At 60.7% G+C, this 22,220-nt stretch carries 20 protein-coding genes; 6 read left to right on the forward strand and 14 right to left on the reverse strand.

Annotated features, from left to right (window positions below; all coding sequences use genetic code 11):
- Nucleotides 1–2: 2 nt before the first annotated feature.
- Nucleotides 3–1,313 (forward strand): DUF3443 domain-containing protein, encoded by a 1,311-nt coding sequence (locus tag HB376_RS16260; protein ID WP_213764692.1) that lies wholly within the window; start codon nt 3–5, stop codon nt 1,311–1,313.
- A gap of 129 nt (nt 1,314–1,442) precedes the next feature.
- Here the strand turns inward: HB376_RS16260 and HB376_RS16265 are convergent, their stop codons facing one another.
- From HB376_RS16265 to argS, 4 genes are all read right to left on the reverse strand, one after another.
- Entirely contained in the window at nt 1,443–2,213 is a 771-nt protein-coding gene (locus HB376_RS16265; RefSeq protein WP_213764808.1) for an SDR family oxidoreductase, read from the reverse strand.
- A 43-nt stretch (nt 2,214–2,256) separates the two neighbouring features.
- Complete coding sequence (locus HB376_RS16270; protein ID WP_213764693.1) at nt 2,257–2,910, reverse strand: thiol:disulfide interchange protein DsbA/DsbL; 654 nt, start codon at nt 2,908–2,910, stop codon at nt 2,257–2,259.
- Between the two features lie 188 nt (nt 2,911–3,098).
- Complete coding sequence (locus HB376_RS16275) at nt 3,099–3,851, reverse strand: SPOR domain-containing protein (RefSeq protein ID WP_213764694.1); 753 nt, start codon at nt 3,849–3,851, stop codon at nt 3,099–3,101.
- Nucleotides 3,852–4,054: 203 nt separating this feature from the next.
- Nucleotides 4,055–5,839, reverse strand: a complete 1,785-nt coding sequence (gene argS / locus HB376_RS16280; RefSeq protein WP_213764695.1) for an arginine--tRNA ligase — start codon at nt 5,837–5,839, stop codon at nt 4,055–4,057.
- 446 nt (nt 5,840–6,285) lie between these two features.
- Between argS and HB376_RS16285 the strand changes: the two genes are divergently transcribed.
- Entirely contained in the window at nt 6,286–6,612 is a 327-nt protein-coding gene (locus HB376_RS16285) for a DUF1840 domain-containing protein (protein WP_089164573.1), read from the forward strand.
- A 159-nt stretch (nt 6,613–6,771) separates the two neighbouring features.
- Here HB376_RS16285 and HB376_RS16290 read toward each other — a convergent pair whose 3' ends face one another.
- From HB376_RS16290 to HB376_RS16325, 8 genes are all read right to left on the reverse strand, one after another.
- Nucleotides 6,772–6,990, reverse strand: coding sequence for a hypothetical protein (locus HB376_RS16290; protein WP_213764696.1), 219 nt, complete (start codon nt 6,988–6,990; stop codon nt 6,772–6,774).
- Nucleotides 6,991–7,129: 139 nt separating this feature from the next.
- Nucleotides 7,130–9,847, reverse strand: coding sequence for a methionine synthase (gene metH, locus HB376_RS16295; protein ID WP_213764697.1), 2,718 nt, complete (start codon nt 9,845–9,847; stop codon nt 7,130–7,132).
- 7 nt (nt 9,848–9,854) lie between these two features.
- Nucleotides 9,855–10,559 carry a DUF4276 family protein gene (locus HB376_RS16300; RefSeq protein ID WP_213764698.1) on the reverse strand — a complete coding sequence of 235 codons (705 nt, stop codon included), beginning with the start codon at nt 10,557–10,559 and terminating at the stop codon, nt 9,855–9,857.
- Entirely contained in the window at nt 10,559–11,656 is a 1,098-nt protein-coding gene (locus tag HB376_RS16305) for an AAA family ATPase (protein ID WP_213764699.1), read from the reverse strand. Before HB376_RS16305 ends, HB376_RS16300 begins: the two co-directional genes overlap by 1 nt.
- Before the next feature lie 28 nt (nt 11,657–11,684).
- Nucleotides 11,685–12,773: a homocysteine S-methyltransferase family protein gene (locus HB376_RS16310; protein ID WP_213764700.1), complete on the reverse strand. Its 1,089-nt coding sequence runs from the start codon at nt 12,771–12,773 to the stop codon at nt 11,685–11,687.
- A 189-nt stretch (nt 12,774–12,962) separates the two neighbouring features.
- Nucleotides 12,963–13,220, reverse strand: a complete 258-nt coding sequence (locus HB376_RS16315; protein ID WP_056358215.1) for a DUF3567 domain-containing protein — start codon at nt 13,218–13,220, stop codon at nt 12,963–12,965.
- Nucleotides 13,221–13,779: 559 nt separating this feature from the next.
- Nucleotides 13,780–15,006 (reverse strand): DUF3108 domain-containing protein, encoded by a 1,227-nt coding sequence (locus HB376_RS16320; RefSeq protein ID WP_213764701.1) that lies wholly within the window; start codon nt 15,004–15,006, stop codon nt 13,780–13,782.
- A 191-nt stretch (nt 15,007–15,197) separates the two neighbouring features.
- Complete coding sequence (locus HB376_RS16325) at nt 15,198–16,079, reverse strand: IclR family transcriptional regulator (RefSeq protein ID WP_213764702.1); 882 nt, start codon at nt 16,077–16,079, stop codon at nt 15,198–15,200.
- 293 nt (nt 16,080–16,372) lie between these two features.
- Between HB376_RS16325 and HB376_RS16330 the strand changes: the two genes are divergently transcribed.
- The 4 genes from HB376_RS16330 (at nt 16,373) to HB376_RS16345 (ending at nt 20,346) form a co-directional block, all read left to right on the forward strand.
- Complete coding sequence (locus HB376_RS16330) at nt 16,373–17,359, forward strand: fumarylacetoacetate hydrolase family protein (RefSeq protein WP_213764703.1); 987 nt, start codon at nt 16,373–16,375, stop codon at nt 17,357–17,359.
- A gap of 146 nt (nt 17,360–17,505) precedes the next feature.
- Nucleotides 17,506–18,684 (forward strand): ABC transporter substrate-binding protein, encoded by a 1,179-nt coding sequence (locus HB376_RS16335; RefSeq protein ID WP_213764704.1) that lies wholly within the window; start codon nt 17,506–17,508, stop codon nt 18,682–18,684.
- Between the two features lie 24 nt (nt 18,685–18,708).
- Nucleotides 18,709–19,536 (forward strand): enoyl-CoA hydratase/isomerase family protein, encoded by an 828-nt coding sequence (locus HB376_RS16340; protein ID WP_213764705.1) that lies wholly within the window; start codon nt 18,709–18,711, stop codon nt 19,534–19,536.
- A gap of 81 nt (nt 19,537–19,617) precedes the next feature.
- Nucleotides 19,618–20,346 (forward strand): PhaM family polyhydroxyalkanoate granule multifunctional regulatory protein, encoded by a 729-nt coding sequence (locus HB376_RS16345; RefSeq protein WP_213764706.1) that lies wholly within the window; start codon nt 19,618–19,620, stop codon nt 20,344–20,346.
- A 42-nt stretch (nt 20,347–20,388) separates the two neighbouring features.
- Here HB376_RS16345 and HB376_RS16350 read toward each other — a convergent pair whose 3' ends face one another.
- Together HB376_RS16350 and HB376_RS16355 are read right to left on the reverse strand one after the other, a co-directional pair.
- The gene (locus tag HB376_RS16350; protein WP_213764707.1) at nt 20,389–20,907 is read right to left on the reverse strand and encodes a chalcone isomerase family protein; all 519 of its coding nucleotides are present in this window, start codon (nt 20,905–20,907) and stop codon (nt 20,389–20,391) included.
- A 26-nt stretch (nt 20,908–20,933) separates the two neighbouring features.
- Nucleotides 20,934–22,217: a cyclopropane-fatty-acyl-phospholipid synthase family protein gene (locus tag HB376_RS16355; RefSeq protein ID WP_213764708.1), complete on the reverse strand. Its 1,284-nt coding sequence runs from the start codon at nt 22,215–22,217 to the stop codon at nt 20,934–20,936.
- Nucleotides 22,218–22,220: the final 3 nt, after the last annotated feature.

Genomic DNA, 22,220 nt, shown 5'->3' on the forward strand with positions numbered 1-22,220 from the left:
CTATGCGTCCGACGATTTCCTCGCCCAAGCCGACCCTGCTTTCGGGCCTGCTCCGCTGGCTCGCCGTGCTGAGCGTGTCGGTGTTACTCGCTGCCTGCGGTGGCGGGGGCGATTCAGGCAGCAGTTCCGTCGGCAGCGGCGGCAGTAGCGGTGGTGGCAGCGGTGGCGCCAATGGCGGTGGCAGTGGTAGTGGCTCCAGCGGCACGCCCAACGCTCAGCCGATCGCGTCGACGGCGTCGAACACGGTGCCTATCACCGTGGGACCCGGTGCACAAAACTTCGTCAATATCCCGAACGTAACGGTGACGGTGTGCGCGCCCGGCACGAACACGTGCCAGATCATCAACAACATCCAGCTCGATACCGGTTCGTACGGCTTGCGTTTGGCAAGCGACGCGGCGGCGCAGATTGTCGGCAGCTTGCCGGTGGCCCAGTCGACGAGCAATGGTCAACTGGCGGAATGCACGCAATTCGCCGATGGCTTCACATGGGGCACCGTGCGCACCGCCGACGTGAAGATTGGCGGCGAAACCGCGAGCGGCATTCCGATCCAGGTTGTGGGCGATCTGCCTGATTCCACGGTGCCGCTCAATGGCTGTATCAACGGCAGCAACGAGAACAGCTCGCGGCAACTGGGCGCGAACGGGATTCTTGGCGTGGGCGTGGCGGCGACCGATTGCGGTGTGGCCTGTACGAACGCCGCAACCAGCAACTACTACTCGTGCCCGAGCGGGACAAACTGTTCGGCCATTGCCGTGCCGGTTGCCCAGCAGGTGGTGAATCCGGTGACGAAGTTCGCGGTGGACAACAACGGCGTGATCGTGCAATTGCCGCCGGTGGCGACGTCCGCGGCGTCGGTGACCGGCACGTTGGTATTCGGTATTGGCACGCAGAGCAATAATGCGTTGACTGGCGCGACGCGGTATCTTTCGACGGATTTTGGCAACCTGGTTGGAACCTATAAGGGCGCGGCGGTTACGACCATTGTCGATTCGGGTTCGAACGGCCTGTTCTTCACCGACAGCTCATTGACGGCTTGTACGTCCACGTTCACGGACTTCTACTGTCCGGCCAATTCGCAGGCGCTCAGTGCAACTGTTACCGGGCTGAATGGAGTAACGGGCACGGTGAACTTCACGGTCCTGAACGCGCAGACGCTGGCGGCCAGCGGCACGAACTACGCGCTTAACGGACTGGCCGGGAGCATTGGTTCATTCCCGACGCTGTTCGACTTCGGCCTGCCGTTTTTCTTCGGACGATATGTTTATTTCGGCTTTAACACCAACGGAAATACGCCGTACGTGGGGTTTTAAGCGCGTTTAGTTCCGTTCGATAGCCTCAAAGGCGACGACGAAAAGCAACAAAGCCCGGCGAGTTTTTGCGCCGGGCTTTGTTTTTCGCGGAAGCGGTTTTTGCCTTCGCACGCGTACGGTTCCAAACGATCATTCCGCTGCGCGTGGCTTCCTCGGCGCTTTTTCCAGCAAGCGGTCATACAGCCAGCGCGGCACCACGTGGAGCATCGCGCCAGCAACACGCATCTGCCATGGAAACGTCGCAAACCTCCTCTTCCCCGCGATTGCATCGGCGGTCTTGATGGCGAATACGTCGGCGTCCATCAGGAAGGGCATCGGATACGGATTGTGCTCGGTCATCGCGGTGCGGATATAACCCGGCGCGATAGTCACCACCGACACCCCTTTCGGCCGCATCTCCACCCGCAGCGCTTCGAGATACTTCAGCGCCGCCGATTTCGACGCGCTGTACGCGCCCGAACCCGGCAATCCGCGGATACCCGCCACGCTCGCTATTCCAACCAGCGTTCCGCGCCGCTCCTCGACCATGCGGGCGACGAATGGCTCAAACGTCGCGATCATCCCGAAGTAGTTGATATCCATCACGTCGCGAAAAGTATCGAGATCGCCATGACCGGTCAGCGCGCCGCGGCTGACGCCGGCGTTGGCGATCACCACATCGGCGCCGCTATGCTGCGCACAGAACTGCGCTGCGGCGTCGCCAAGCGCGGCGGCGTCGCGGACGTCGGCGGGATAGATCGAGATGGAATGGGAGGGGAAGCGTGCAGCGAATGCCGCGAGGGTGTCGCCACGACGGGCAACGAGACCAAGCACCGCGCCGCGCCGGAGATATTCCTCGGCGAGCGCGAGGCCAATGCCGCTGGATGCGCCGGTGATGAAAACTCTCAGCCGGGCGGGCATGACGCCATTGCCCGGTGTGTCCTTCATAGCGGCGCTCACGCCTTTACATCTTCTTCGCGCGAACCTGGCTGACCAGGAAATCGAGGACCTGGATCGTGCCCGGCAGGCTGTTCGTGGTGGCCGGACCCGTTTCGTACTTGCCCTGCACGGCGATCGTCGGCACGCCGTCGATCTTGTAGTCCTGCAACAACTTGTTATCGCGTTGGAGGTCGCTTTGTGTCGAGAAGGAGTTATACGCGTCCATATACTTCTTCTTGTCGACACCTTGCGTGGCGAGGAACGTAGCCTGCGCTTCCGGCGTCAGCAGATAGTTCTTCTTCACGTGGATCTCGTTGAACACGGCGGGCGTGAGCTTGTCCGCGAGGCCGAGTGCGTCGAGTGCGTGATACATCTTCGAGTGCGGGATGAAGTCGTCGCGGAAGGCAACCGGCACGCGCCTGAAGGCGACATCAGGACCTTGCTTCTTGACCCATGCTTCGAGGTACGGGTCGAATTCGTTGCAGTGCGGGCAGCCATACCACATGAATTCGATCACTTCGATCTTGCCCTGCGCGTCCACCGGCTGCGCGGTTTGCAGCACCGTGTAGTCGGTGCCCGCGACAGGCGCTGCCGGTGATGCGTGCGCCGCATTCATGGCGCCCAGGGTGCCGGCTACAAGGCCGATGGAGAGAGCGAGGGCGCGGAAGAGTTTTTTCATAATGACCGGGAAAGGGCGTGGAGACGCGAAAGGGGAACACACGACGCTTAAAGGAGGCTTAAACCGGCTGGGCCTCGCAGGCCTGACTCCGACCGGTGGAGCCACTGTCAGCCGCTGCTGCCATGCTATCAACCCGCGGCAGCCTTGTATGAAAGGCCGCGCGGGCTGCGAGGTCTACTGCTGAATGCTCACTGCTTCGAGAAGCGGATAACGGCGGTATCCACGCCTGCGTCGGACAGTCGCTGACGCACGGTGTTCATGTCCTCGAACTTCGTGAACGGCCCGATCCGTACGCGGAAATACGTGACGTTGCCCGCATCGCGTTGCGTGACCTTCGACTCGAAACCCTGGAAGCCGAGCCGCGCGCGCTGCTGCTCTGCATCGGCCTGGGTCTTGTACGCGCCAACCTGCAGGAAATAGCCGGTGTTCGCGTCGCCGGGTGCGGGCGGCGTGACCTTGGCCGTCGACGAAGCCTGTGCCTCAGCCGGCTTTTTCGCAGGCGTTGCACTCGACGAGCTGCTCGGCGCGTTCGCGACCGGTGGCACGGTGGCTGGCTTCGGCGCAACGGCCGTACCGTTCGCGGCCGATGGCGGCACTTCCAGGATCTCCGGTTCGTCCTGCACGCCCGACGACTGCGTCTGGTTGTTCGTCTGCCCAGGCGCGGTGTTCGGCGGCGCGGGCTGTGCGGCTTGCGGCACGGCCTGGCCGGGCGTCTTGCCCTGTAGCGGCCGGTTGGGATCGTACGGCTGGCCCGTGGCGGGCGTGGAGCCCGCGTCGGCTGGAGCCGGCGCGACCTTCGCGACGAACGGCGTGGGCGCGCGCGTGATGTACAGCGCCACGATCACTGCAATTGCAAGGCCGACAATCAAGCCCAGCACGATACCGAGAAAAGTGCCCCCGGTTTGCTTCGACTGCTTCGACGTGCTGCGTGGTTTTGCCATCGTATGAATAGCCTGCAAAAAGTCTTCTGAATGGCCGTCGATTATAACGGCGGCCTTAAGCGTGGTTGGGTGTTGCGCGGTATTAGGTTGCCCGGTGTTGCGTCAGGTCATGCACCCGTCGTCGCCGTCTTCACCCGTCGTACGCGCGCCGCGCTGCTTTTATGCGCCGGGCTATGACACGCCCGACACGCCCGGCGCGGGAATCACATCTTGACGGGGGCGGACACGCCGATCAGCGCGAGACCGTTTTCGAGCACCTGCCGCGTAGCGGCAAGCAACGCAATGCGCGCGTTGCGCACGCCATCTTCCTCCACCAGCACGCGCTCCGCATTGTAGAACGAGTGGAATTCGCCCGCGAGGTCGCGCAGGTAGAACGCGACCGCGTGCGGCGCGAGTTCGTCGGCGGCGTGCGAGAGCATGTCCGGATACTCGGCGAGCTTGTTCAGCAACGCCATCGCGCGTTCGCTCGAGAGCGGCGAGAGATCGACGCTCGGCAGCGTCGCTGCATTGCCGGCGTATTTCGTCTTCCAGTCGCCGAGGATCGTGCAGATCCGTGCGTGCGCGTACTGCACGTAATACACCGGGTTTTCGTCGCTTTGCTTGAGCGCCAGGTCGATATCGAAGACGAATTCGGTGTCGGCCTTGCGTGAGATCAGGAAGAAACGCACGGCGTCGCGGCCGCGCCGAATGGTGTCTTCATCGATCTGATCCGGTGCGACTTCCTCGCCCGGCGTCATGCCGCCCGACCATTCGATCAGGTCGCGCACCGTCACATAGCTGCCCGCGCGCTTGGAGATCTTCACTTCCACGCCGTTGCGCATGACCGTGACCATCTTGTGCAGCACGTAGTCGGGATAGCCCTTCGGAATGCCGATGCCAAGCCCCTGCAGCCCCGCCCGCACCCGCGCGATGGTGCCGTGGTGGTCCGAGCCCTGCACGTTGATGACCTTGGTGAAGCCGCGCAGCCACTTCGCCACGTGGTACGCGACGTCCGGCACGAAGTAGGTGTACGTACCGTCGGACTTGCGCATCACGCGGTCCTTGTCGTCGCCGTCGTCGGTCGTGCGCAGCCACAGCGCGCCGTCCTGCTCGTAGGTCTTGCCGGCGGCGATCAGCGCGTCGACCGTGGCTTGCACGCGGCCTTCGTTATACAGCGACGACTCCAGGTAGAACTGGTCGAAGTCCACGCCGAACGCGGTCAGGTCCAGATCCTGTTCGTGGCGCAGATATGCGACGGAAAAGACGCGAATAGCGTCGATATCGTCCACATCGCCTTTCGCCGTCACCGGGGCGCCATCCTTGGCCGCGACCGTCGCGCCCGCCAGATAGTCGCGTGCGATATCCGCGATGTACTCGCCGTTGTACGCGTTCTCCGGCCACTCCTTGTCGCCCGGCGCAAAACCGCGGGCGCGCAATTGCGTGGACATGGCCAGATTGCCGATCTGCACGCCGGCGTCGTTGTAGTAGAACTCACGATGCACCGCGTTGCCTTGCGTGCCGAGCAGGTTCGCCAATGCGTCGCCGAGCGTGGCCTGACGGCCGTGGCCCACATGCAGCGGCCCGGTCGGGTTGGCCGAAACGAATTCGATCAGCACGCGTTTGCCTTCGTCGCGGGCGTTGTAGCCGTAGCGCGCGCCTTCCACGATAACCGCCGGCACCACGGCCTGTTTCGCCGCTGCCGCCAGCCGCAAGTTGATGAAGCCCGGACCGGCGACCTCGGCGGCATCGACCAGGCCAAGCGCTGCCGGCAGAGCGAGCACCGCATCCACGATCTGCTGCGCCAGTTGGCGCGGATTCGCGCGCAGCGGCTTGGCGAGCTGCATGGCCACGTTCGACGCCACGTCACCGTGCGCCGCAACTTTCGGGCGCTCCAGGACGATGACCGGCGCGACAAAGCTCGCTTCCGATGCGCCTTGCGACGCCTGTACGACCTGCTTGACCGCGTCGGCGAGCAGCGTTTCGAGTGTATGTTTTTGTGCGGGCAGCATGCTGATTCTTAAATCCGGTAATTGTTTCGATCCACGCGCTCGCTGAAGAACGCGGCAAAAACGTGCGATTGAGCTTCAAACGCCGATGCGACGCGTGTTTCTTTGTTTGTCTGCTTCAATCCACTGCGCTCGCCCGGAAGCGGGCGAAGACTTCCGACATTCGGTCAGGACGCAATGCATGTCTGCGTATGCGCGTCTGGAAGCATAGCCGGAGCCGGTTGCGGCGATAACGCCAAAACCGGGGGTTGTAACCGGTGGCAACATTTGCTCGGTTAAATCGGGATTTTAGCAGGTGCTAATATGTCGAATCAGGGTCGAGTCGAGAAAGCGAGTCAGGAATTAAAACAATGCGCCGGCGTGTGGTGTAGTGGCCTGGGCTGTTGTCACGCTTGGCGCATCTCGCTCATTAGCCACAAAAGGCCAACATAAAGGGAAAGGACCTTGCCATGCTGATCACATTTAAAACCAGAGCTGCACCAGACGTTCAGATGCTCGACAACCTTGCTGATTACCTGCTTGGCATCATCGGTAAGCGGCTTGGCGAGCGCGGTGTCATTACGCATGAAGAACTCCCTGAATGCATCCAGAAGCTGGAATCGGCCGTTGCGACGGACAAGCAGGAACGCGCCGAGCACGATGGCCACTTCCACGAAGGCGAGCCCGGCCATGAACCGCACGAGATTCCCGTCGGTCTGGCGCAGCGTGCGTACCCGTTCCTCGACATGATGCGCCTCGCCCATCAGGCCGAGGGTGACATCCTGTGGGGCGTGTGAGCTTCGGATTGACCCTCGGATGACGTGGCGGGATTTGCTCGCTGGCTGAGCCTGACGCGCACCGGTGAGTCGGCATTAAAAAAACCCGCATCGTTGCCGATGCGGGTTTTTTTGTTCCGATGAATACGGAGCGTACGGACGCGTAGATGCATACAGTGCTTACTGCGCAGCTCCGGATGCCGGCACGCTCGAGCCTTTCTTTGCACGCGGCTTGCGGGGTTTCTTCTTGTGCTCCACGACGGGCGGCGAATAGCTCGACGCGGTGCTCGAGCTTGCGCCCGTACCCGGCTTGGCGTTGCCCTGCGCGAAGGCAGCCGGACTTCCCGACGTGAACAGCACAGCGACAGCAACGGCGAGGACAGGCGTCAGCTTGCTCATTTTCGACTTTCTCCGTGACGATTGAAGGAATGCGTGACCGCCGCCATGACGGCCTTTGCACCCCTTCGAGTGTAAGGAAAACCAAAATAACCGTAATAGACTTCGCCAATATTGTGCCGTTGTGATTCCCGGTATTTGCCTACAGTAACGGTGCCAGCGCGCGTTCGGCGTCGTTCTTCGAAATCGCCATGCGCTGCGCGAAGCTTTCCACCTGATCGTCCGCGATCTTGCCGACCGAAAAGTACGTGCTTTCCGGATGCGCGATGTAAAAACCCGACACACTGGCCGCCGGCAACATGGCCAGCGATTCCGTCACCGTCATGCCGATCTCGTTGGCTTGCAGCACGTCGAACATGTCCTGCTTCACCAGGTGATCCGGGCACGCCGGATAACCCGGCGCAGGACGAATTCCCCGATACTTTTCTTCGATCATGGCGGCGTTGTCGAGCGTTTCGCCGGCCGCGTAACCCCACAGTTCGCGGCGCACCCGTGCGTGCAGCGCTTCAGCGAAGGCTTCAGCGAACCGATCGGCCAGCGCCTTCAGCATGATCGCGCTGTAGTCGTCGTTATCGGCTTCGAACTGCTTCTCTTTCTTGTCGATACCCAGGCCCGCCGTCACCGCGAACATGCCGATGTAATCCGCTACGCCCGAGTCCTTCGGCGCGATGAAATCCGCGAGCGAGCGGTTGGAACGCTGCACGCCATCCACGATCGGACGCACGGTTTGCTGGCGCAGATTACGCCATGTCATGGCGACTTGCGTGCGGGTATCGTCGGTATAGATTTCGATGTCGTCGTCGTTCACCGTGTTCGCCGGCAGCAGCATCACCACGCCGTTCGCCTGCAACCACCGGCCCTGGATGATGCGGGAGAGCATCGACTTGCCATCGGAGAAAACGCGGCGCGCCGATTCACCCACGATCTCGTCGTTGAGAATGGCCGGATACGGGCCAGCCAGATCCCAGGTCTGGAAGAACGGCGCCCAGTCGATGTAGTTCGCCAGTTCCGCGAGATCGTAGTTCTTGAAAATGCGCCGTCCGATGAAGGTCGGTTTTTTCGGTTCGTAGCTCGCCCAATCGATCTTCGTCTTGTTGGCGCGCGCTTCGGCGTAGGTCACCATGGGCTGCGCCTTGCGGTTCGCGTGCTGCGTGCGAATGCGTTCGTAGTCCGTCTTGAGGTCGGCGAGATACTTCTTCGCGCCGTCGTCGGAGAGCAGGCTCGACGCCACTGATACCGACCGTGACGCGTCCGGCACATAGACCACGGGACCATCGTAATGCGGGGCAATCTTCACGGCCGTATGCACGCGCGAAGTCGTTGCGCCGCCAATCAGCAGTGGCGTTTGCTTGTCACGGAAATAGGTGTCGCGCTGCATTTCGGACGCGACGTAGGCCATTTCTTCGAGGCTTGGCGTAATCAGTCCCGACAAGCCGATGATGTCCGCACCTTGCTCCTTCGCCATCGCGAGGATGGTCGCGCAGGGCACCATCACGCCCATGTTGACCACTTCGAAGTTGTTGCACTGGAGTACGACCGAGACAATGTTCTTGCCGATGTCGTGCACGTCGCCCTTGACCGTCGCGATCACGATCTTGCCCTTCGGCCGGACGTCTTCGCCGGCATCGGCCATGCGCTTCTTTTCTTCTTCGATGTACGGGATCAGATGCGCCACGGCTTGCTTCATCACGCGTGCCGACTTGACCACTTGCGGCAAGAACATCTTGCCCGCGCCGAACAGGTCGCCGACGATATTCATGCCGTCCATCAACGGCCCTTCGATCACGTTGATCGGCCGGCCGCCTTCCGCTTCAATACGCGCCCGGACTTCTTCGGTATCCTCTACGATGAAGTTCGTGATGCCGTGAACCAGCGCGTGGGCGAGACGTTTATCGACGGGCTGGTTGCGCCATTCGAGGTTCTCTTCTTTCTTCGCGGCGCCGGTTTTGAATTTATCGGCGATTTCGAGCAAGCGGTCCGTGCCGTCCTCGCGACGGTTCAGCACCACGTCTTCCACTCGTTCGCGCAGTTCGGGATCGAGATCCTGATACACGCCGAGCTGACCCGCGTTCACAATACCCATGTCCATGCCCGCTGAAATCGCGTGGTAGAGGAACACGGTGTGGATGGCTTCACGCACCGGATCGTTGCCGCGAAACGAGAACGACACGTTCGACACACCGCCGCTGATCTTCGCGTAGGGCAGATTTTCCTTGATCCAGCGCGTAGCGTTGATGAAGTCGACGGCGTAGTTGTTGTGTTCTTCGATGCCCGTGGCGATTGCGAAAATGTTCGGATCGAAGATGATGTCTTCCGGCGGGAAACCCACTTCGTTCACGAGGAAATCGTATGAGCGCTTGCAGATCTGCGTCTTGCGTTCGTAGGTATCGGCCTGGCCGTCTTCGTCGAAGGCCATCACGACTGCTGCCGCGCCGTAGCGTCGAATCAGCGTGGCGTGATGGCGGAACGCGTCTTCGCCTTCCTTCAGCGAGATCGAGTTCACGACCGCCTTGCCCTGCACGCATTTCAGGCCCGCTTCGATCACTTCCCACTTGGACGAGTCGATCATGATCGGCACGCGTGAAATGTCCGGTTCGGAAGCAATCAGGTTCAGGAAACGAACCATGGCTGCTTTCGAATCGAGCATGGCCTCGTCCATGTTGATGTCGATGATCTGCGCACCGTTCTCAACCTGCTGGCGCGCGACGGCCAGCGCTTCGTCGAACTGGTTGTTGAGGATCATGCGTGAGAACGCCTTCGATCCCGTCACGTTGGTTCGCTCACCGACGTTGATGAACAGCGAACCGTCGGTGACGTTGAACGGCTCGAGGCCGGAAAGGCGCATGGTGTGATCGGTCATGGCTGGCTTAGCTTATGGATTCTGGGAGTCGGACGGCCAACGGCTGCGCGCCGATGTGCAGCAGTCGTTCAAACCACTGCCGGAAATGCGGGCACTGTTCGCGAATTTTATCGAGCGTGATTCTTACTGCGCTCGCCGGGCCGTGCGTTGTCTTTCTGTAACGAGGACGGAGAATTTCTAGTCGCTTTGATGGCGCGGTGTGGGGTGAGTCGTTGATCCATTCTGGGTTCGCGACATCAGCGCGCACCTTCGAAAGCGCTGCTCGATGTTTGTCCCACTCCGGTTCCGCATCGCAAAGCTTGCCGATGTCCGAGAACAATAACGATTCGAACTCGTGCGGTTGGATGTGCGGGATGAAACGCTCCGGACGGCAGCCGACGCGCGCGACGATATCGGCATGCAGAAGATGTTCGATGCGTGCAGCACGGTTGGATGCCTGCAGGCCCACGGAGTCAGTGACGCCTGGAAAAGTCTTGTGGAGCGCATAGAGATCGAACATGGTGCTTACATACGCGTCGTCATACTGCTGCGGCGCGTTTCTCACGGCGCGTGTTGTACGCTCGAGATTGAGCCCGCCGCCGCGGTGTCCGCGAGACGTTTCTATGAGCAAAGCCTTCGCGTGGATGTTGGATAACCGCAGGACGGGGGCCAGCACCGCTTTCACAAAAGCCTCTTCGGTCGGACCTTCGCCGATAATGAACAAACGGGTCATCACGACGGCCTCCCACCCAGCACATTCTGATTCCAGAGCTCGCCGAGCGAATAGTCTTCCAGCCAACCTTTGAGGTGTTCAGCGTCGAGACGGTGAAATGTCGACGCGCCGCCTTCCCGGTCCACGACGACGATGTCCTCGGGCTCCATCAAGTTCATCAATTCCACCGATTGCGTGGAGACGATTACTTGCTTCCGCTCGGCCGCGCGCTTGAGCAGATCGGCGAGGATGACGATAGCGTACGGATGCAGACCGAGTTCCGGTTCGTCGATCAGAATGGTGTCCGGCATCAAATCCCATGGTTGCAGCAACAGCGTGCTCAGGCAGATGAAGCGAAGTGTGCCGTCAGATAGCGCGTGGGCATTGAACACCACGTCAGGCTTTCCTTTTTCCAGCCACTCTAGCTGGACCATTTTGCTTTCTTCGCGGGCTCGAACGAAATCGTCGAAGAACGGGGCCACGAGTCGGATGGTCTCCACGGTCATGCGGTAATTGTCCGGATACGAAGTCCGCAGAAGACCGAGGTAGGCGGCAAGGTTTGCGCCATCGACTTGAAGGCGGAGAGTGTCGAACGGAGCGTGTTGTTGCTTTACCTTTGCGTCTGAGCCGGTGTCGTGGAAGTGATAGACACGCCAACTATCAACGCCTTTCAAAACCGCTGACATGCGAGGATCGATTGACCCAGTTAGCAACGATTCCGATTGTCCGGAACCCAATAGGCGCCACGTCCCGGAAAGCAAGCTTTGGTCGGCCGTAAGACCCGCCGCCGGCACGCCTTCCTGTTCAAAAATCAGGCGCTTATCGTTAGTTGGACGGAGGGTGAAGCTGTATCCGTGTCCTCCAAACGTGAGGCCGGCGTATATACCGGCCGTCGTCTTCCTGCCGAATCGCAGCAACGCATCTGGGCCGCCTTCCACCTGCGAAAACAACTGAAACCGCTGCCCAACGATCTCTGCCAGCATTCGGAAGAAGCTAATGAAGTTCGATTTACCGGCCCCATTGGCCCCGATCAACACGTTCAGATTGCGCAACTCGAAGTCACGCAATTCGCGTATCGACTTGTACCCGGTGATCGTCAGTTTGTTGACGGCGGCCATTGATCAGTTCCAGTAGGAAAACAGCAAATCAAACCGTCTCGGCCTCATCTTCACGATAATGCGACGGCCACTTCCTTGGCTTTACATCAGCCAGTGCCTTCGCGATTTCCGCGATATGTTCCGGGGTCGTCCCGCAGCACCCGCCCGCCAGATTCACCAGCCCCGCCTGCGCAAATTCCTTCAGCAAGCTGGACGTGACATCGGGCGTTTCATCGAAGCCTGTATCGCTCATCGGATTCGGCAAACCCGCATTCGGGTAGCACGAGACATACGTGTCGCAAAGCTTCGACAATTCAGCGATATACGGCCTCATCAGCGCCGCGCCCAACGCGCAATTCAAACCAAACGTCAATGGCCGCGCATGACGCAGCGAGTTCCAGAACGCCTCGACCGTTTGCCCCGACAGGATGCGCCCCGAAGCATCGGTCACCGTGCCCGAAATCATGATCGGCAGCAGTTCGCCGGTATCTTCAAACAATTGATCGAGCGCGAATAACGCGGCCTTTGCGTTCAAGGTATCGAAGATGGTTTCGACCAGGAACAGATCGCAGCCCGCATCCATCAGCGCCTTCGCCTGCTCGTAATAGGCCTGGCGCAGTTCGTCGAAGGTCACGTTGCGCGCGGCCGGGTCGTTGACGTCCGGCGAAATGCTCGCGGTCTTCGGCGTCGGCCCGATCGCGCCCGCGACAAAGCGCGGCTTGTCCGGCGTCGAGTACTTGTCGCAAGCCTCGCGCGCCAGCTTTGCCGACTGCGTGTTCATTTCGACCGCAAGCGATTCCATGCCGTAATCGGCCTGCGCCACGGTCGTCGCACCGAAGGTGTTCGTCTCAAGAATGTCCGCGCCGGCAGCCAGATACTGGTCGTGGATCTCCCGAATCACGTGCGGCTGCGTGATCGATAACAACTCGTTGTTGCCCTTGATGTCACGAGGATAGTCGGCAAAACGCTCCCCGCGATACGCCGCTTCGTCGAGCTTGTAGCGCTGGATCATAGTGCCCATTGCGCCGTCGAGGATGAGAATGCGCTGTTGCAAAAGGGCAGGCAAGACGTCGCCGCGCGTGTACGGACGGCGCTTTGCGGCAGATTTCGGGGCATCAATGGCGGCGGACGGATTCATGATCGACATGGCTCCAAACAGGCTGAAATAACCTGACATTGTATCTGTAGTAGGGCACGAACGCTTTCTTATGGCGCTTTCCAAAACACCCGGCAATCAAGCGTCATGAACAAAAAACCCCGCCACTTTCGTGGCGGGGTTTTGGGAGGTGTCGCTGGGTGTTCTTACCGCTTAGCCAAGGTAAAACGCTTAATGGAGGATCACCGGCTGGTTCATCAAGATGTCGAACTGGCCGAGAAACTCGTCCACGTCCTCCAACGATTGTTCTTCCTGCATCAACTTCTGGACATGCTCGCGAAAACGCGCCGCGAGTGCGCCGTCAATGAAGATTTCGCGCTGCATGGTCTTGTCCACGATCTCGTAACCCCCCGCTTTCATCGCGAGATGATTGTCCTGCGGCGGGAATTCGACTACACAATAGTTAGGGCTGTTGTAGATCATTTGCATGGCGACACTCCTTATTCCTGTTTGCCCGTAAGGCGTTTCACCGTCTTACATTGAGCGTTTGGGTTGGAATTCAAGGGGTGGCCTCGACGTTGATACCGAAAGCCCATCGAGGACCTTTGTTAGACATTCTCCCGCAAAAATGTTTCCAGAAGTGCCCTGAAACGCTGTGTTTCTTCTACTGGGGACAGATATGACACGTCAAGTATTGCGAATCTTGCATTCATGTTTGAATCCACCACCGCTTTCGTCCGCATCGCCGGTAATGACTCGCTCAGGCGTTTTAATCGATGTCAATTGCGCCCTCAAAGCGAAATCGCGGATCGTTTCTACGACCCTGACGAAACCTTCAACCGATGTACGTACAACCATTTCACCCGATGCCTGACCGCTTGATCGACACTTGCATACTGGCTCTGTTGACACGCGGCATCAGTTCGGGATCGAACTCTCCTCACACATCCTTGCACGTTCTGGCATCACCTGTTTAACGGAGTTTTTCGTCGAATCTTTACCTCAGACTACACGGCCTGGCTTAAGCCTGCGTTAAATCGAGCGGATATCAGGGCTTGTCGGATTCAGGCGCGACGGGCGCTGCATTTTCAGACGCATCCGGCGTGCCCGCACCGGATTGACCTGGCGTGGTGGACGGCGCTTGCAGCTTGCCGCGCCAGAGCATCTCGATCTGCATGCCGTTCGGCTCCGTCTGCAGAATACGCACGGGCAGCCAACCCAGCGCGGGTGCGAGCCAGATGTCGAGACGCCGGTGATCACCTTCGCGTCGTGGCAGGCGCGTGAAATGGCGAGCCTGTATGTTGCCGTCAGCGGTCTGGACGTTTTCATCGCCGACGGTTTCTATCGGCCAGATCTCGTTGCTGTCGTTATCAGCAACACTGAATTGACGCACTACGCCGGGCTTGTAAGTATCGGGCGAGCCGCGCACCAGAGTCGACAATTGCATGACAACGCTGAAACGGTCTTGCGCACCATCGGCGAGCGGCTGGTTATTCGGCGTGCGGGTGTAGACCAGTTGCTTCGTGGTGCGATCGAAGACGGTGATGTCGGCGGCGCGGCGGCCACGCTGCTCCGAGTATTGCTCAGGCGCAATGCCGAATCCGTCGATATGGCCCTTGCTGGAATACACATACGGTCCGACAAACGGCAAGGGGATGGAGACGACCATCTCGTAGTGCTGGCCATCGTTGAGCCAGTGGATGTTGCCGATCTGGTTCATCACGCCATTGATGCGCGTGTCGTAACGAAGTTCGCCCGAGGGCGGGACGCTGAATTTATCGCCGGTTGCGGCGGCGGCTGCTTGAGAAGCTGCCGCATCGCTTGCGGCTTTCGCCGCGGCCTGTGCGGCTGCTGCTTGCGCTGCCGCTGCTTGAGCCGCTTGCTCGGCCTGAGCTGCTTGTGCTGCTTGTGCTGCTTTTGCCACTTGAGCTGCCTGTGCCGCCTGTTCAGTCTGCGCTGTCGTGATGGCGTGCGTGGGTTGGGGCACCGGCTTGGGCTTGGGCTTGGGAGCGGGCCGGGGCGGCGCGACAGGCACTGGCGCTTGCACTACCGGCTTGGGCGTTAGCAACTCGACCTGCACCGGGACATGTTCAGCCGGCTCCGGATTCGATGCGTTCCCGCTCCTGTCCACCCAGCGCCCCGCGATCCAGTGCAGTGCGAGAACGACGAGCAGCACGACCAGCCACACGACCCATCGAAGGGAATGGTCGGTGGATGAATTGTCGGACGATGCGCCAGCAGTGGCGCGACGGCGGCGAAGCAGGGAGAACGGCATCGGCTAGCTCAGAAACGCGCGTGGTCGGGCAAGCGGTAAAACGCTGCGAGGGAACAATCGGCAACGATCATGACAGAACGCGAATGATCAAAGGACCCGGCAGGACCAGGCGAAACGCGCACGAAACGCATATGACTCGCGGGCACGCCGCGATGTTCCGCGCTCGTTAAGCATCGTACGATCCTCAAGTCTTACCGTTCGCCCGGTTTATACCCGAGTTCGTAAGAAAGTTGTCCGGCGCATTCTCGCAAGGCGGTGTCAATTTCGCCGCCCCAGCGGGTATCGAATGATCCTTCGTGGCCGAGCGCAATCAGCCCGAGCGCGAGGTCGCCGGTCGAGTCGAACACCGGCGTGCAGAACGCATGGATGGTCGGCAGCAACATGCCCTCCACGCGCGCCGCGCCGTGTGCGCGGATCTCGGTCAGCACCGGTTCAATATCTGCCATGGACTGCCGCGTGGCGGCGAGTTCGCGATCGAGCATCGCTTGCGTCTTGCTGCGCGGTAGCCACGCGGCAAACAGCAAACCCGTCGCCGATGACAACAGCGGCATGACATCGCCCAGTTTCAACGAAGCCTTCGCCGGATAGCTCGACTCCATCCAGTGCACGACCGTCGGACCCTGATTGCCCCATACCGCGATCCCCACCGTCAGGTCCAGCCGGTCGCGCAATCCCGTCAGCGCGATGCGTGCGAGTTTGACGCCATCGACTCGGGCGAGTCGCGCCAAACCCATCTGCAACGCGAAACCACCCAGCTCATAACGCCCGGATACCGGGTCCTGCGAAACTGCGCCAAGCCGCAGGAAACTCACCAGGTAACGATGCGCCTTCGCCGGGCTCATGCCGGCGCGCTGAGCGAGATCGCGCAGCATCATCGCGCGCGGCTCGTTGGTCAGCACGTCGAGCAGGCGGAAGCCGACTTCGATCGACTGGATGCCGGAGCGGGACTTTTCCTCGGTGGTGTCGACGGTGTCGGTGGCGTCGCTTGGGTCGGCGGAGTCGAGGGCATCGTCGGCTTCGGCCTGTTCGGATGAAGGCAACACGGACGAACCGGGACGGCTGGGAGAGGGCATGGAGAAATCGATAACGGCACGAGCCGGTTCACAAAACGAGGTTAGGCCGGAGGCGCGTGAGCGGCCTGAATGGCGACGGCAAATAGCTAAAAATAGCTAAAGCAACTGCTTGAAACGGCAACCGGCAAACGCCATCACCGCTCAAAACGGACGTCCACCAGCCCTGAAAACGAACCGCCAAACGCAGCGAACCGTTCCACCGCATCAGCCCGAATCATCCCAAAACCGCCCCGACATGATTCACCATCGTAAAATAGATTTCCTCCATCGTCACTAAACGTACAAAACGGCTTATGAAACTTGCCACGCTGAAGGACGGAACGCGCGACGGCCAACTGGTCGTCGTATCGCGTGATTTGCGCACGGCGGCCATTGCCGACGCGATCGTACCGACGCTGCAACGCGCGCTGGACGACTGGACTTTTTACGCGCCCCAGTTGCTGGATCTCTCGGATTCGCTGAACCAGGGCCGCGCGCGCCACTCGTTCGCTTTCGACCCCAAAGCCTGCATGGCGCCGCTTCCCCGCGCGTTCCAGTGGGCCGATGGCTCGGCGTACGTGAACCACGTCGAACTCGTGCGACGCGCCCGCAAAGCGGAAATGCCGCCCGAATTCTGGACCGATCCCTTGATGTACCAAGGCGGTGGCGACGATCTGCTCGGACCTGAAGACGATATCGTGTGTGCATCGGAGGCTTACGGCATCGACTTCGAAGCAGAAGTGGCCGTGATCACATCCGACGTGCCGATGACCGTCAAACCCGCCGACGCACTCAGGCACGTCCGCCTCCTGATGCTGGTCAACGACGTCTCGCTGCGCAACCTGATCCCCGGAGAACTCGGCAAGGGCTTCGGGTTTTTCCAGAGCAAGCCGGCCACGGCGTTCTCGCCGGTCGCGGTCACGCCGGACGAACTGGGCGACGCGTGGCGCGAGGGCCGTGTGCATCGGCCGATGATCGTGCACTGGAACGGCAAGAAGGTCGGCCAGCCCGATTGCGGCACCGACATGGTGTTCAACTTCGGCGAGCTGATCGCCCACGCGGCGAAGACCCGCAATGTGCGCGCGGGATCGATCGTGGGTTCGGGCACGGTCTCGAACAAGGATACGAAGCGGGGTTATTGCTGTATCGCCGAGAAGCGTTGCCTGGAGACCATCGAACACGGTGCGCCCACAACCGAGTTCATGAAATTCGGTGACAGCGTGAAGATCGAAATATTCGACGAAGCCGGCAAGTCGATTTTCGGTGCAATCGATCAGTCGGTCGTGGCGCTCAGTGAATAACTGATGAATAACCGATGAATAAGCGACGCCGCCAGTAAGGGGTTTCGCCCGATGCGCGCCCATGCTGCGCCGCCCTACACTTAGCCGCATTGCGTCGAAACGCTTACAAAAAACTGCGTCGGCGCACCCATAACAAGGAGACTTCGATGCAGTCAGGCGGCGGATGGGGAGCGGCGTTCAGGCAGTTGGCGGCGGGTGTCTTGATCACACTTTCAACGGCAGCCTGGGCGCAGACGCCGCATGTGAAGATCGGGCTGGTGTTGTCGTTGACGGGACCGGCCGCGTCGCTCGGCATTCCGGCACGAGACACCGTCGCATTGCTGCCGAAGGAAATGGGCGGCCGCCCGGTGGACTACATCATTCTTGATGACGCCTCCGACACCACGCAAGCCGTCCAGACCACGAAGAAGCTGATCTCCGAAGATCACGTGGACGCGATCATCGGTTCATCCATTACGCCGAACTCGCTCGCCATGATCGATGTGGTCGCCGACGGCCAGACGCCGATGATCTCGCTCGCGTCGTCGTCGAAGATCATTGAACCGGTCGATGCCAAGCGCCACTGGGTTTTCAAGACACCGCAAACCGACGCCATGATGGCATCCGCCATCGCCGAACATGCCAGCAATCATGGCGTGAAAACGATGGCGTACATCGGCCAGGCCGACGCGCTTGGCGAGACCTTCTACGTGGAAGTCGCGAAGTTCGCGCAGCTTCACCACATCACGATGGTAGCCAACGAACGCTTCAACCGGACGGACACCAGCGTGACCGGACAGGTGCTGAGGATTCTCGCGGCGAAGCCGGACGCGGTGGTCGTGGGCGCGGCGGGAACGCCCGCCGCGCTGCCGCCGAAGACCTTGAAAGAACGCGGTTACAAGGGCGCGATTTATCATAATCACGGCACGGGCAATCGGGACTTCCTGCGTGTGTGCGGCGCGGATTGCAACGGCACGTTCCTGCCAACGAGCCCGGTACTCGTCGCATCGCAACTGCCCGACGATCATCCGGCGAAACATCTCGCGCTCGACTACATCAAGCTGTATGAAACGAAGTACGGCGCGGGGTCGGTCTCGGCGTTCGGCTCGTATGCATGGGACGCGGGCATGTTGCTGAACCGCGCGGTGCCGATTGCGTTGAAAGCGGGCGCGCCGGGCACGCCTGAGTTCCGTACCGCGTTACGCGATGCGCTGGAAAACACGCAGAATTTTGCGGACTCGAACGGCCTTGTCAACATGACGCCGAACGATCATATCGGTCTCGATCAGCGTGCCCGCGTGATAGCGGAGATCGAGAACGGCAAGTGGATCTATCAACCGCGTTGATCTTTCTTTAGCTAAGGCACGGCCATGAGCGACCTTTCTCTGTACGCGCATTACACGTCGCTGGAATTGCGGCGGCATGACCACGGTGTGCTCGAAATCGTGATGAACGGTGCGGGCGCGAACAAGAGCGGACTTGCGACCGCGGATGCGAACATGCATCGCGAACTGGCGGATATCTGGCGTGATATCGATCGCGATCCAGACACGCGCGTCGCATTGATTCGCGGCGAGGGGAAAGGTTTTTCAGGCGGCGGCGACCTGCATCTGGTCGAACAGATGGCCTCCGACTTCGAGGTCCGCGCGCGGGTCTGGCGCGAGGCGCGTGATCTCGTTTATAACGTGATCAACTGCAGCAAGCCGATCGTCTCAGCCATGCACGGACCGGCGGTCGGTGCGGGACTGGTTGCGGGTCTTCTCGCCGATATTTCCATCGCGGCGAAAACTGCGCGCATTATCGATGGACACACGCGGCTCGGCGTGGCCGCCGGCGATCACGCGGCAATCGTGTGGCCGTTGCTGTGCGGCATGGCGAAAGCGAAGTATTACCTGCTGTTGTGCGAACCGGTGAGCGGTGAGGAAGCGGAGCGCATCGGGCTGGTGTCGCTGGCGGTGGACGAAAGCGAATTGCTGACGAAAGCGTTCGACGTCGCGAACCGTCTGGCGCAAGGTTCGCAGACGGCCATCCGCTGGACGAAATATGCGCTGAACAACTGGCTGCGAACGGCCGGCCCGGCCTTCGATACCTCGCTGGCGCTCGAATTCATGGGCTTTTCCGGGCCCGATGTGCAGGAAGGCATCAAGTCGCTGCGTGAGCGGCGCGCGCCCGATTTCCCGGGCGGATCGCCGTTTTAGATCCGCATCGACCAGTTTGTAGTTTCCCCTTTACCCGATCCCGATCCCTATACGTACCCGCAGCATCAAGGAGAAAGTCTCATGACCGATACGCCCGGTGGTACGTCGCCCTTTGGAAGTTTCCCAGGCATGACCGGTTTTCCCCAGGGCGACATGATGGAAAAGATGTGGGACATGATGAAGCTGAACCCGTTCGCGGCAGCCGCGGCGCCGGGCGGGTCGCCGTCGCTGTCCATGATGTCCGACATGCTTGCGCCGCTCACGAACGTTGAAGAACTCGACAAGCGCATCAAGGACATGCGCGCGGTCGAGCAATGGCTCAAGCTCAACCTGAACATGCTGCAATCGGCCATCCAGGCGCTGGAAGTGCAGCGCGCGACGCTTGCCACGTTGCGCGCGTTCGGCGCGTTCGCGCAGTCGTCGGTGGAGAAGGCTTCGTCGTCGGCGCCATCGACCGCATCCGGGTGGCCTGCGCCGCCGGGGAAAGAGCCGAAGGCGGAGCCCGAAACCGAGGCGCCCAATGAAGCCGGCGTGAACGACGCTTCATTCGATCCGTCGGGCTGGTGGAACATGCTTCAATCGCAATTCAACAGCCTGGCGACCTTGGCGATGGCGCAACAACATGCTGGCGCGGCGACGCCGAGCATGAGCACGGATGAAGACGAAAACGGCGATGACGACGGCGATGACGATTTAGAACCGCCCGAAGCCACCGCGCCGCCTGAAGCCGACGCGCCACCAGCGGCCAGGAAAGCTGCGGCGAAGAAAACGCCTGCCAGGAAAGCGGCGCCACGAAAGAAACCGCTTTGATCCATGCTTCAAGCGACGTGGCGGCGAGGCTGAAACGCCAACCTACTGCGCCGCGCCGTTAGCAAGCAACTGATTGCGCAAGCCCGGCGCCGACGTGCGCGGATCGAGCCAGATCGAGAAGAATGCGCGAGCGAAGTCGTCGCCGGGAATAGTGCCGATGACCTTATCGTCGGCATAAAACGTCGTGCCGCGTTCCGGCACGAATACGCCAATGACATGATCTCCCGGCTGCACGTCCGGGAAGATTTCCTCCATCTGCTCTTGCCATTGCTCCGTCTGCTCTTTGCTGGCGACCTTCAGGTTGTCCATTTCCTCCCGACCTCTTTTAGCGATCGAGCGGCCCTTGAAAGCGCGCGCATATTCGATATCCAGCGCAAACGGCCGCGCCGTCAATTCCTTGCTCGACAGACCGGTTGGCCCGACAAACAGCTTGGCGTCGTAGATATGAAAACCATACATGCGCAACTCGCCTTCGCCCTGCACGCGCGCCTGGGGAATCGTCTGACGCACGACCGGTGCGGCGTCGAAAGCAAACGCCTGCAGCGGCAAGACGATCAGCACCAGAGCAAGCGCGGCGATCCTTGCGATCAGGCGTGTTCCAGCGTGAACTGGATGACGTCGGTGTTCGAGTGCGCGAACGCGGCCTCGCAATAACATAAGTAAAAGTCCCACAAGCGGATGAATCGTTCGTCGAATCTTTGTGCACGGATCTCGTCGAGCCGCGCAACAAACGCATTGCGCCACATCCTGAGCGTGCGTGCATAGTCGCGGCCAAAGGAGAACTGGTTGACCACTTTCAGCCCGTGGCGTTCCGCCGATTGCACGAACACGGCAGGCGAAGGCAGCATACCGCCTGGAAAAATATACTGCTGGATAAAGTCGGTACTTGTCCGGTAGCGATCGAACAGCGCGTTGTCGATGGTAATCGTCTGCACGCATGCCCGTCCGCCGCGCTTCAGATTGCGCTTGATGCATTCAAAGTAGCTCGGCCAATATTCCTCGCCCACTGCTTCGAACATTTCTATCGATGCAATCGCGTCGAACTGGCCGTGGGTATCGCGGTAATCCTGCAGGCGAAGATCGGTTTGGTCGCTGAGCCCCGCGTCCGCCAGACGCTGCTGCGCGTAAGCGAGCTGTTCGGTGGACAGTGTCAGGCCGGTCACGTTCGCTTTCGCTTCGCTTGCAGCGAGTTGTGCGAATCCGCCCCAGCCGCAACCGATTTCCAGCACGCCTGGATTGACGCCTTCGAGCTTCAATTCGTTCAACAACCGCCGGTATTTCGCGCGTTGCGCGTCGTCGAGCGTCTGGTCCGGCGAGCCGTCGAAGAGGGCGCTCGAATAGGTCATCGTGCTGTCGAGCCAGAGCTTGTAGAACGCGTTGCCAAGATCGTAATGTGCGTGGATGTTGCGCCGGCTGCCTTCCTTCGTATTCGCGTTGCGCAGATGCCGGAAGCGATTCGTCAGCTTGCCGAACCACGAACCGTAGACCACCGCCTCGATCGTCGTGCGGTTACGCACCATGATGTCGAGCAGCGCGGCGAGATCGTCGGTATGCCAGTCGCCCGCCAGGTAGGTCTCGGCAAAACCGATATCGCCGCTCTTCAGCGCCGCCGCGCACACGTTCCAGTTGGTCAGCACGACACGCGCATACGGCGGGTTGCCGGCGGCGTCAGGCGCTTGTCCGAAACGGCGCGTGGTGCCGTCGGGGAGGTGGACATCGAGGACGCCGTATTGAAGCCGGCTCAAAAGCCTGAGCACGACGCGCGCAGCAGCGGGTTTGCGCCACGCGCGATGAGTCCGCACCAAGGGCCGGATGAACCACGATGCGGCCGGGCTGCGAAGCGATGAAGGGGCGGAGGGCTGTGTCGACATTTG

Origin of the sequence: Caballeronia sp. dw_19 (assembly GCF_018449515.1) — a bacterium.
Taxonomy (GTDB): domain Bacteria; phylum Pseudomonadota; class Gammaproteobacteria; order Burkholderiales; family Burkholderiaceae; genus Caballeronia.

Excerpts from the sequence above, each read along its gene's own strand:
- metH (WP_213764697.1), bottom strand. The coding sequence starts at position 9,847 with ATGACCGATCACACCATGCGCCTTTCCGGCCTCGAGCCGTTCAACGTC.
- HB376_RS16275 (WP_213764694.1), bottom strand. The coding sequence starts at position 3,851 with ATGGCAAAACCACGCAGCACGTCGAAGCAGTCGAAGCAAACCGGGGGC.
- HB376_RS16325 (WP_213764702.1), bottom strand. The coding sequence starts at position 16,079 with ATGCCCTCTCCCAGCCGTCCCGGTTCGTCCGTGTTGCCTTCATCCGAA.
- HB376_RS16290 (WP_213764696.1), bottom strand. The coding sequence starts at position 6,990 with ATGAGCAAGCTGACGCCTGTCCTCGCCGTTGCTGTCGCTGTGCTGTTC.
- argS (WP_213764695.1), bottom strand. The coding sequence starts at position 5,839 with ATGCTGCCCGCACAAAAACATACACTCGAAACGCTGCTCGCCGACGCG.
- HB376_RS16335 (WP_213764704.1), top strand. The coding sequence starts at position 17,506 with ATGCAGTCAGGCGGCGGATGGGGAGCGGCGTTCAGGCAGTTGGCGGCG.
- HB376_RS16330 (WP_213764703.1), top strand. The coding sequence starts at position 16,373 with ATGAAACTTGCCACGCTGAAGGACGGAACGCGCGACGGCCAACTGGTC.
- HB376_RS16265 (WP_213764808.1), bottom strand. The coding sequence starts at position 2,213 with ATGCCCGCCCGGCTGAGAGTTTTCATCACCGGCGCATCCAGCGGCATT.
- HB376_RS16260 (WP_213764692.1), top strand. The coding sequence starts at position 3 with ATGCGTCCGACGATTTCCTCGCCCAAGCCGACCCTGCTTTCGGGCCTG.
- HB376_RS16300 (WP_213764698.1), bottom strand. The coding sequence starts at position 10,559 with ATGACCCGTTTGTTCATTATCGGCGAAGGTCCGACCGAAGAGGCTTTT.
- HB376_RS16320 (WP_213764701.1), bottom strand. The coding sequence starts at position 15,006 with ATGCCGTTCTCCCTGCTTCGCCGCCGTCGCGCCACTGCTGGCGCATCG.
- HB376_RS16345 (WP_213764706.1), top strand. The coding sequence starts at position 19,618 with ATGACCGATACGCCCGGTGGTACGTCGCCCTTTGGAAGTTTCCCAGGC.
- HB376_RS16355 (WP_213764708.1), bottom strand. The coding sequence starts at position 22,217 with ATGTCGACACAGCCCTCCGCCCCTTCATCGCTTCGCAGCCCGGCCGCA.
- HB376_RS16305 (WP_213764699.1), bottom strand. The coding sequence starts at position 11,656 with ATGGCCGCCGTCAACAAACTGACGATCACCGGGTACAAGTCGATACGC.
- HB376_RS16310 (WP_213764700.1), bottom strand. The coding sequence starts at position 12,773 with ATGAATCCGTCCGCCGCCATTGATGCCCCGAAATCTGCCGCAAAGCGC.
- HB376_RS16340 (WP_213764705.1), top strand. The coding sequence starts at position 18,709 with ATGAGCGACCTTTCTCTGTACGCGCATTACACGTCGCTGGAATTGCGG.
- HB376_RS16270 (WP_213764693.1), bottom strand. The coding sequence starts at position 2,910 with ATGAAAAAACTCTTCCGCGCCCTCGCTCTCTCCATCGGCCTTGTAGCC.
- HB376_RS16285 (WP_089164573.1), top strand. The coding sequence starts at position 6,286 with ATGCTGATCACATTTAAAACCAGAGCTGCACCAGACGTTCAGATGCTC.
- HB376_RS16315 (WP_056358215.1), bottom strand. The coding sequence starts at position 13,220 with ATGCAAATGATCTACAACAGCCCTAACTATTGTGTAGTCGAATTCCCG.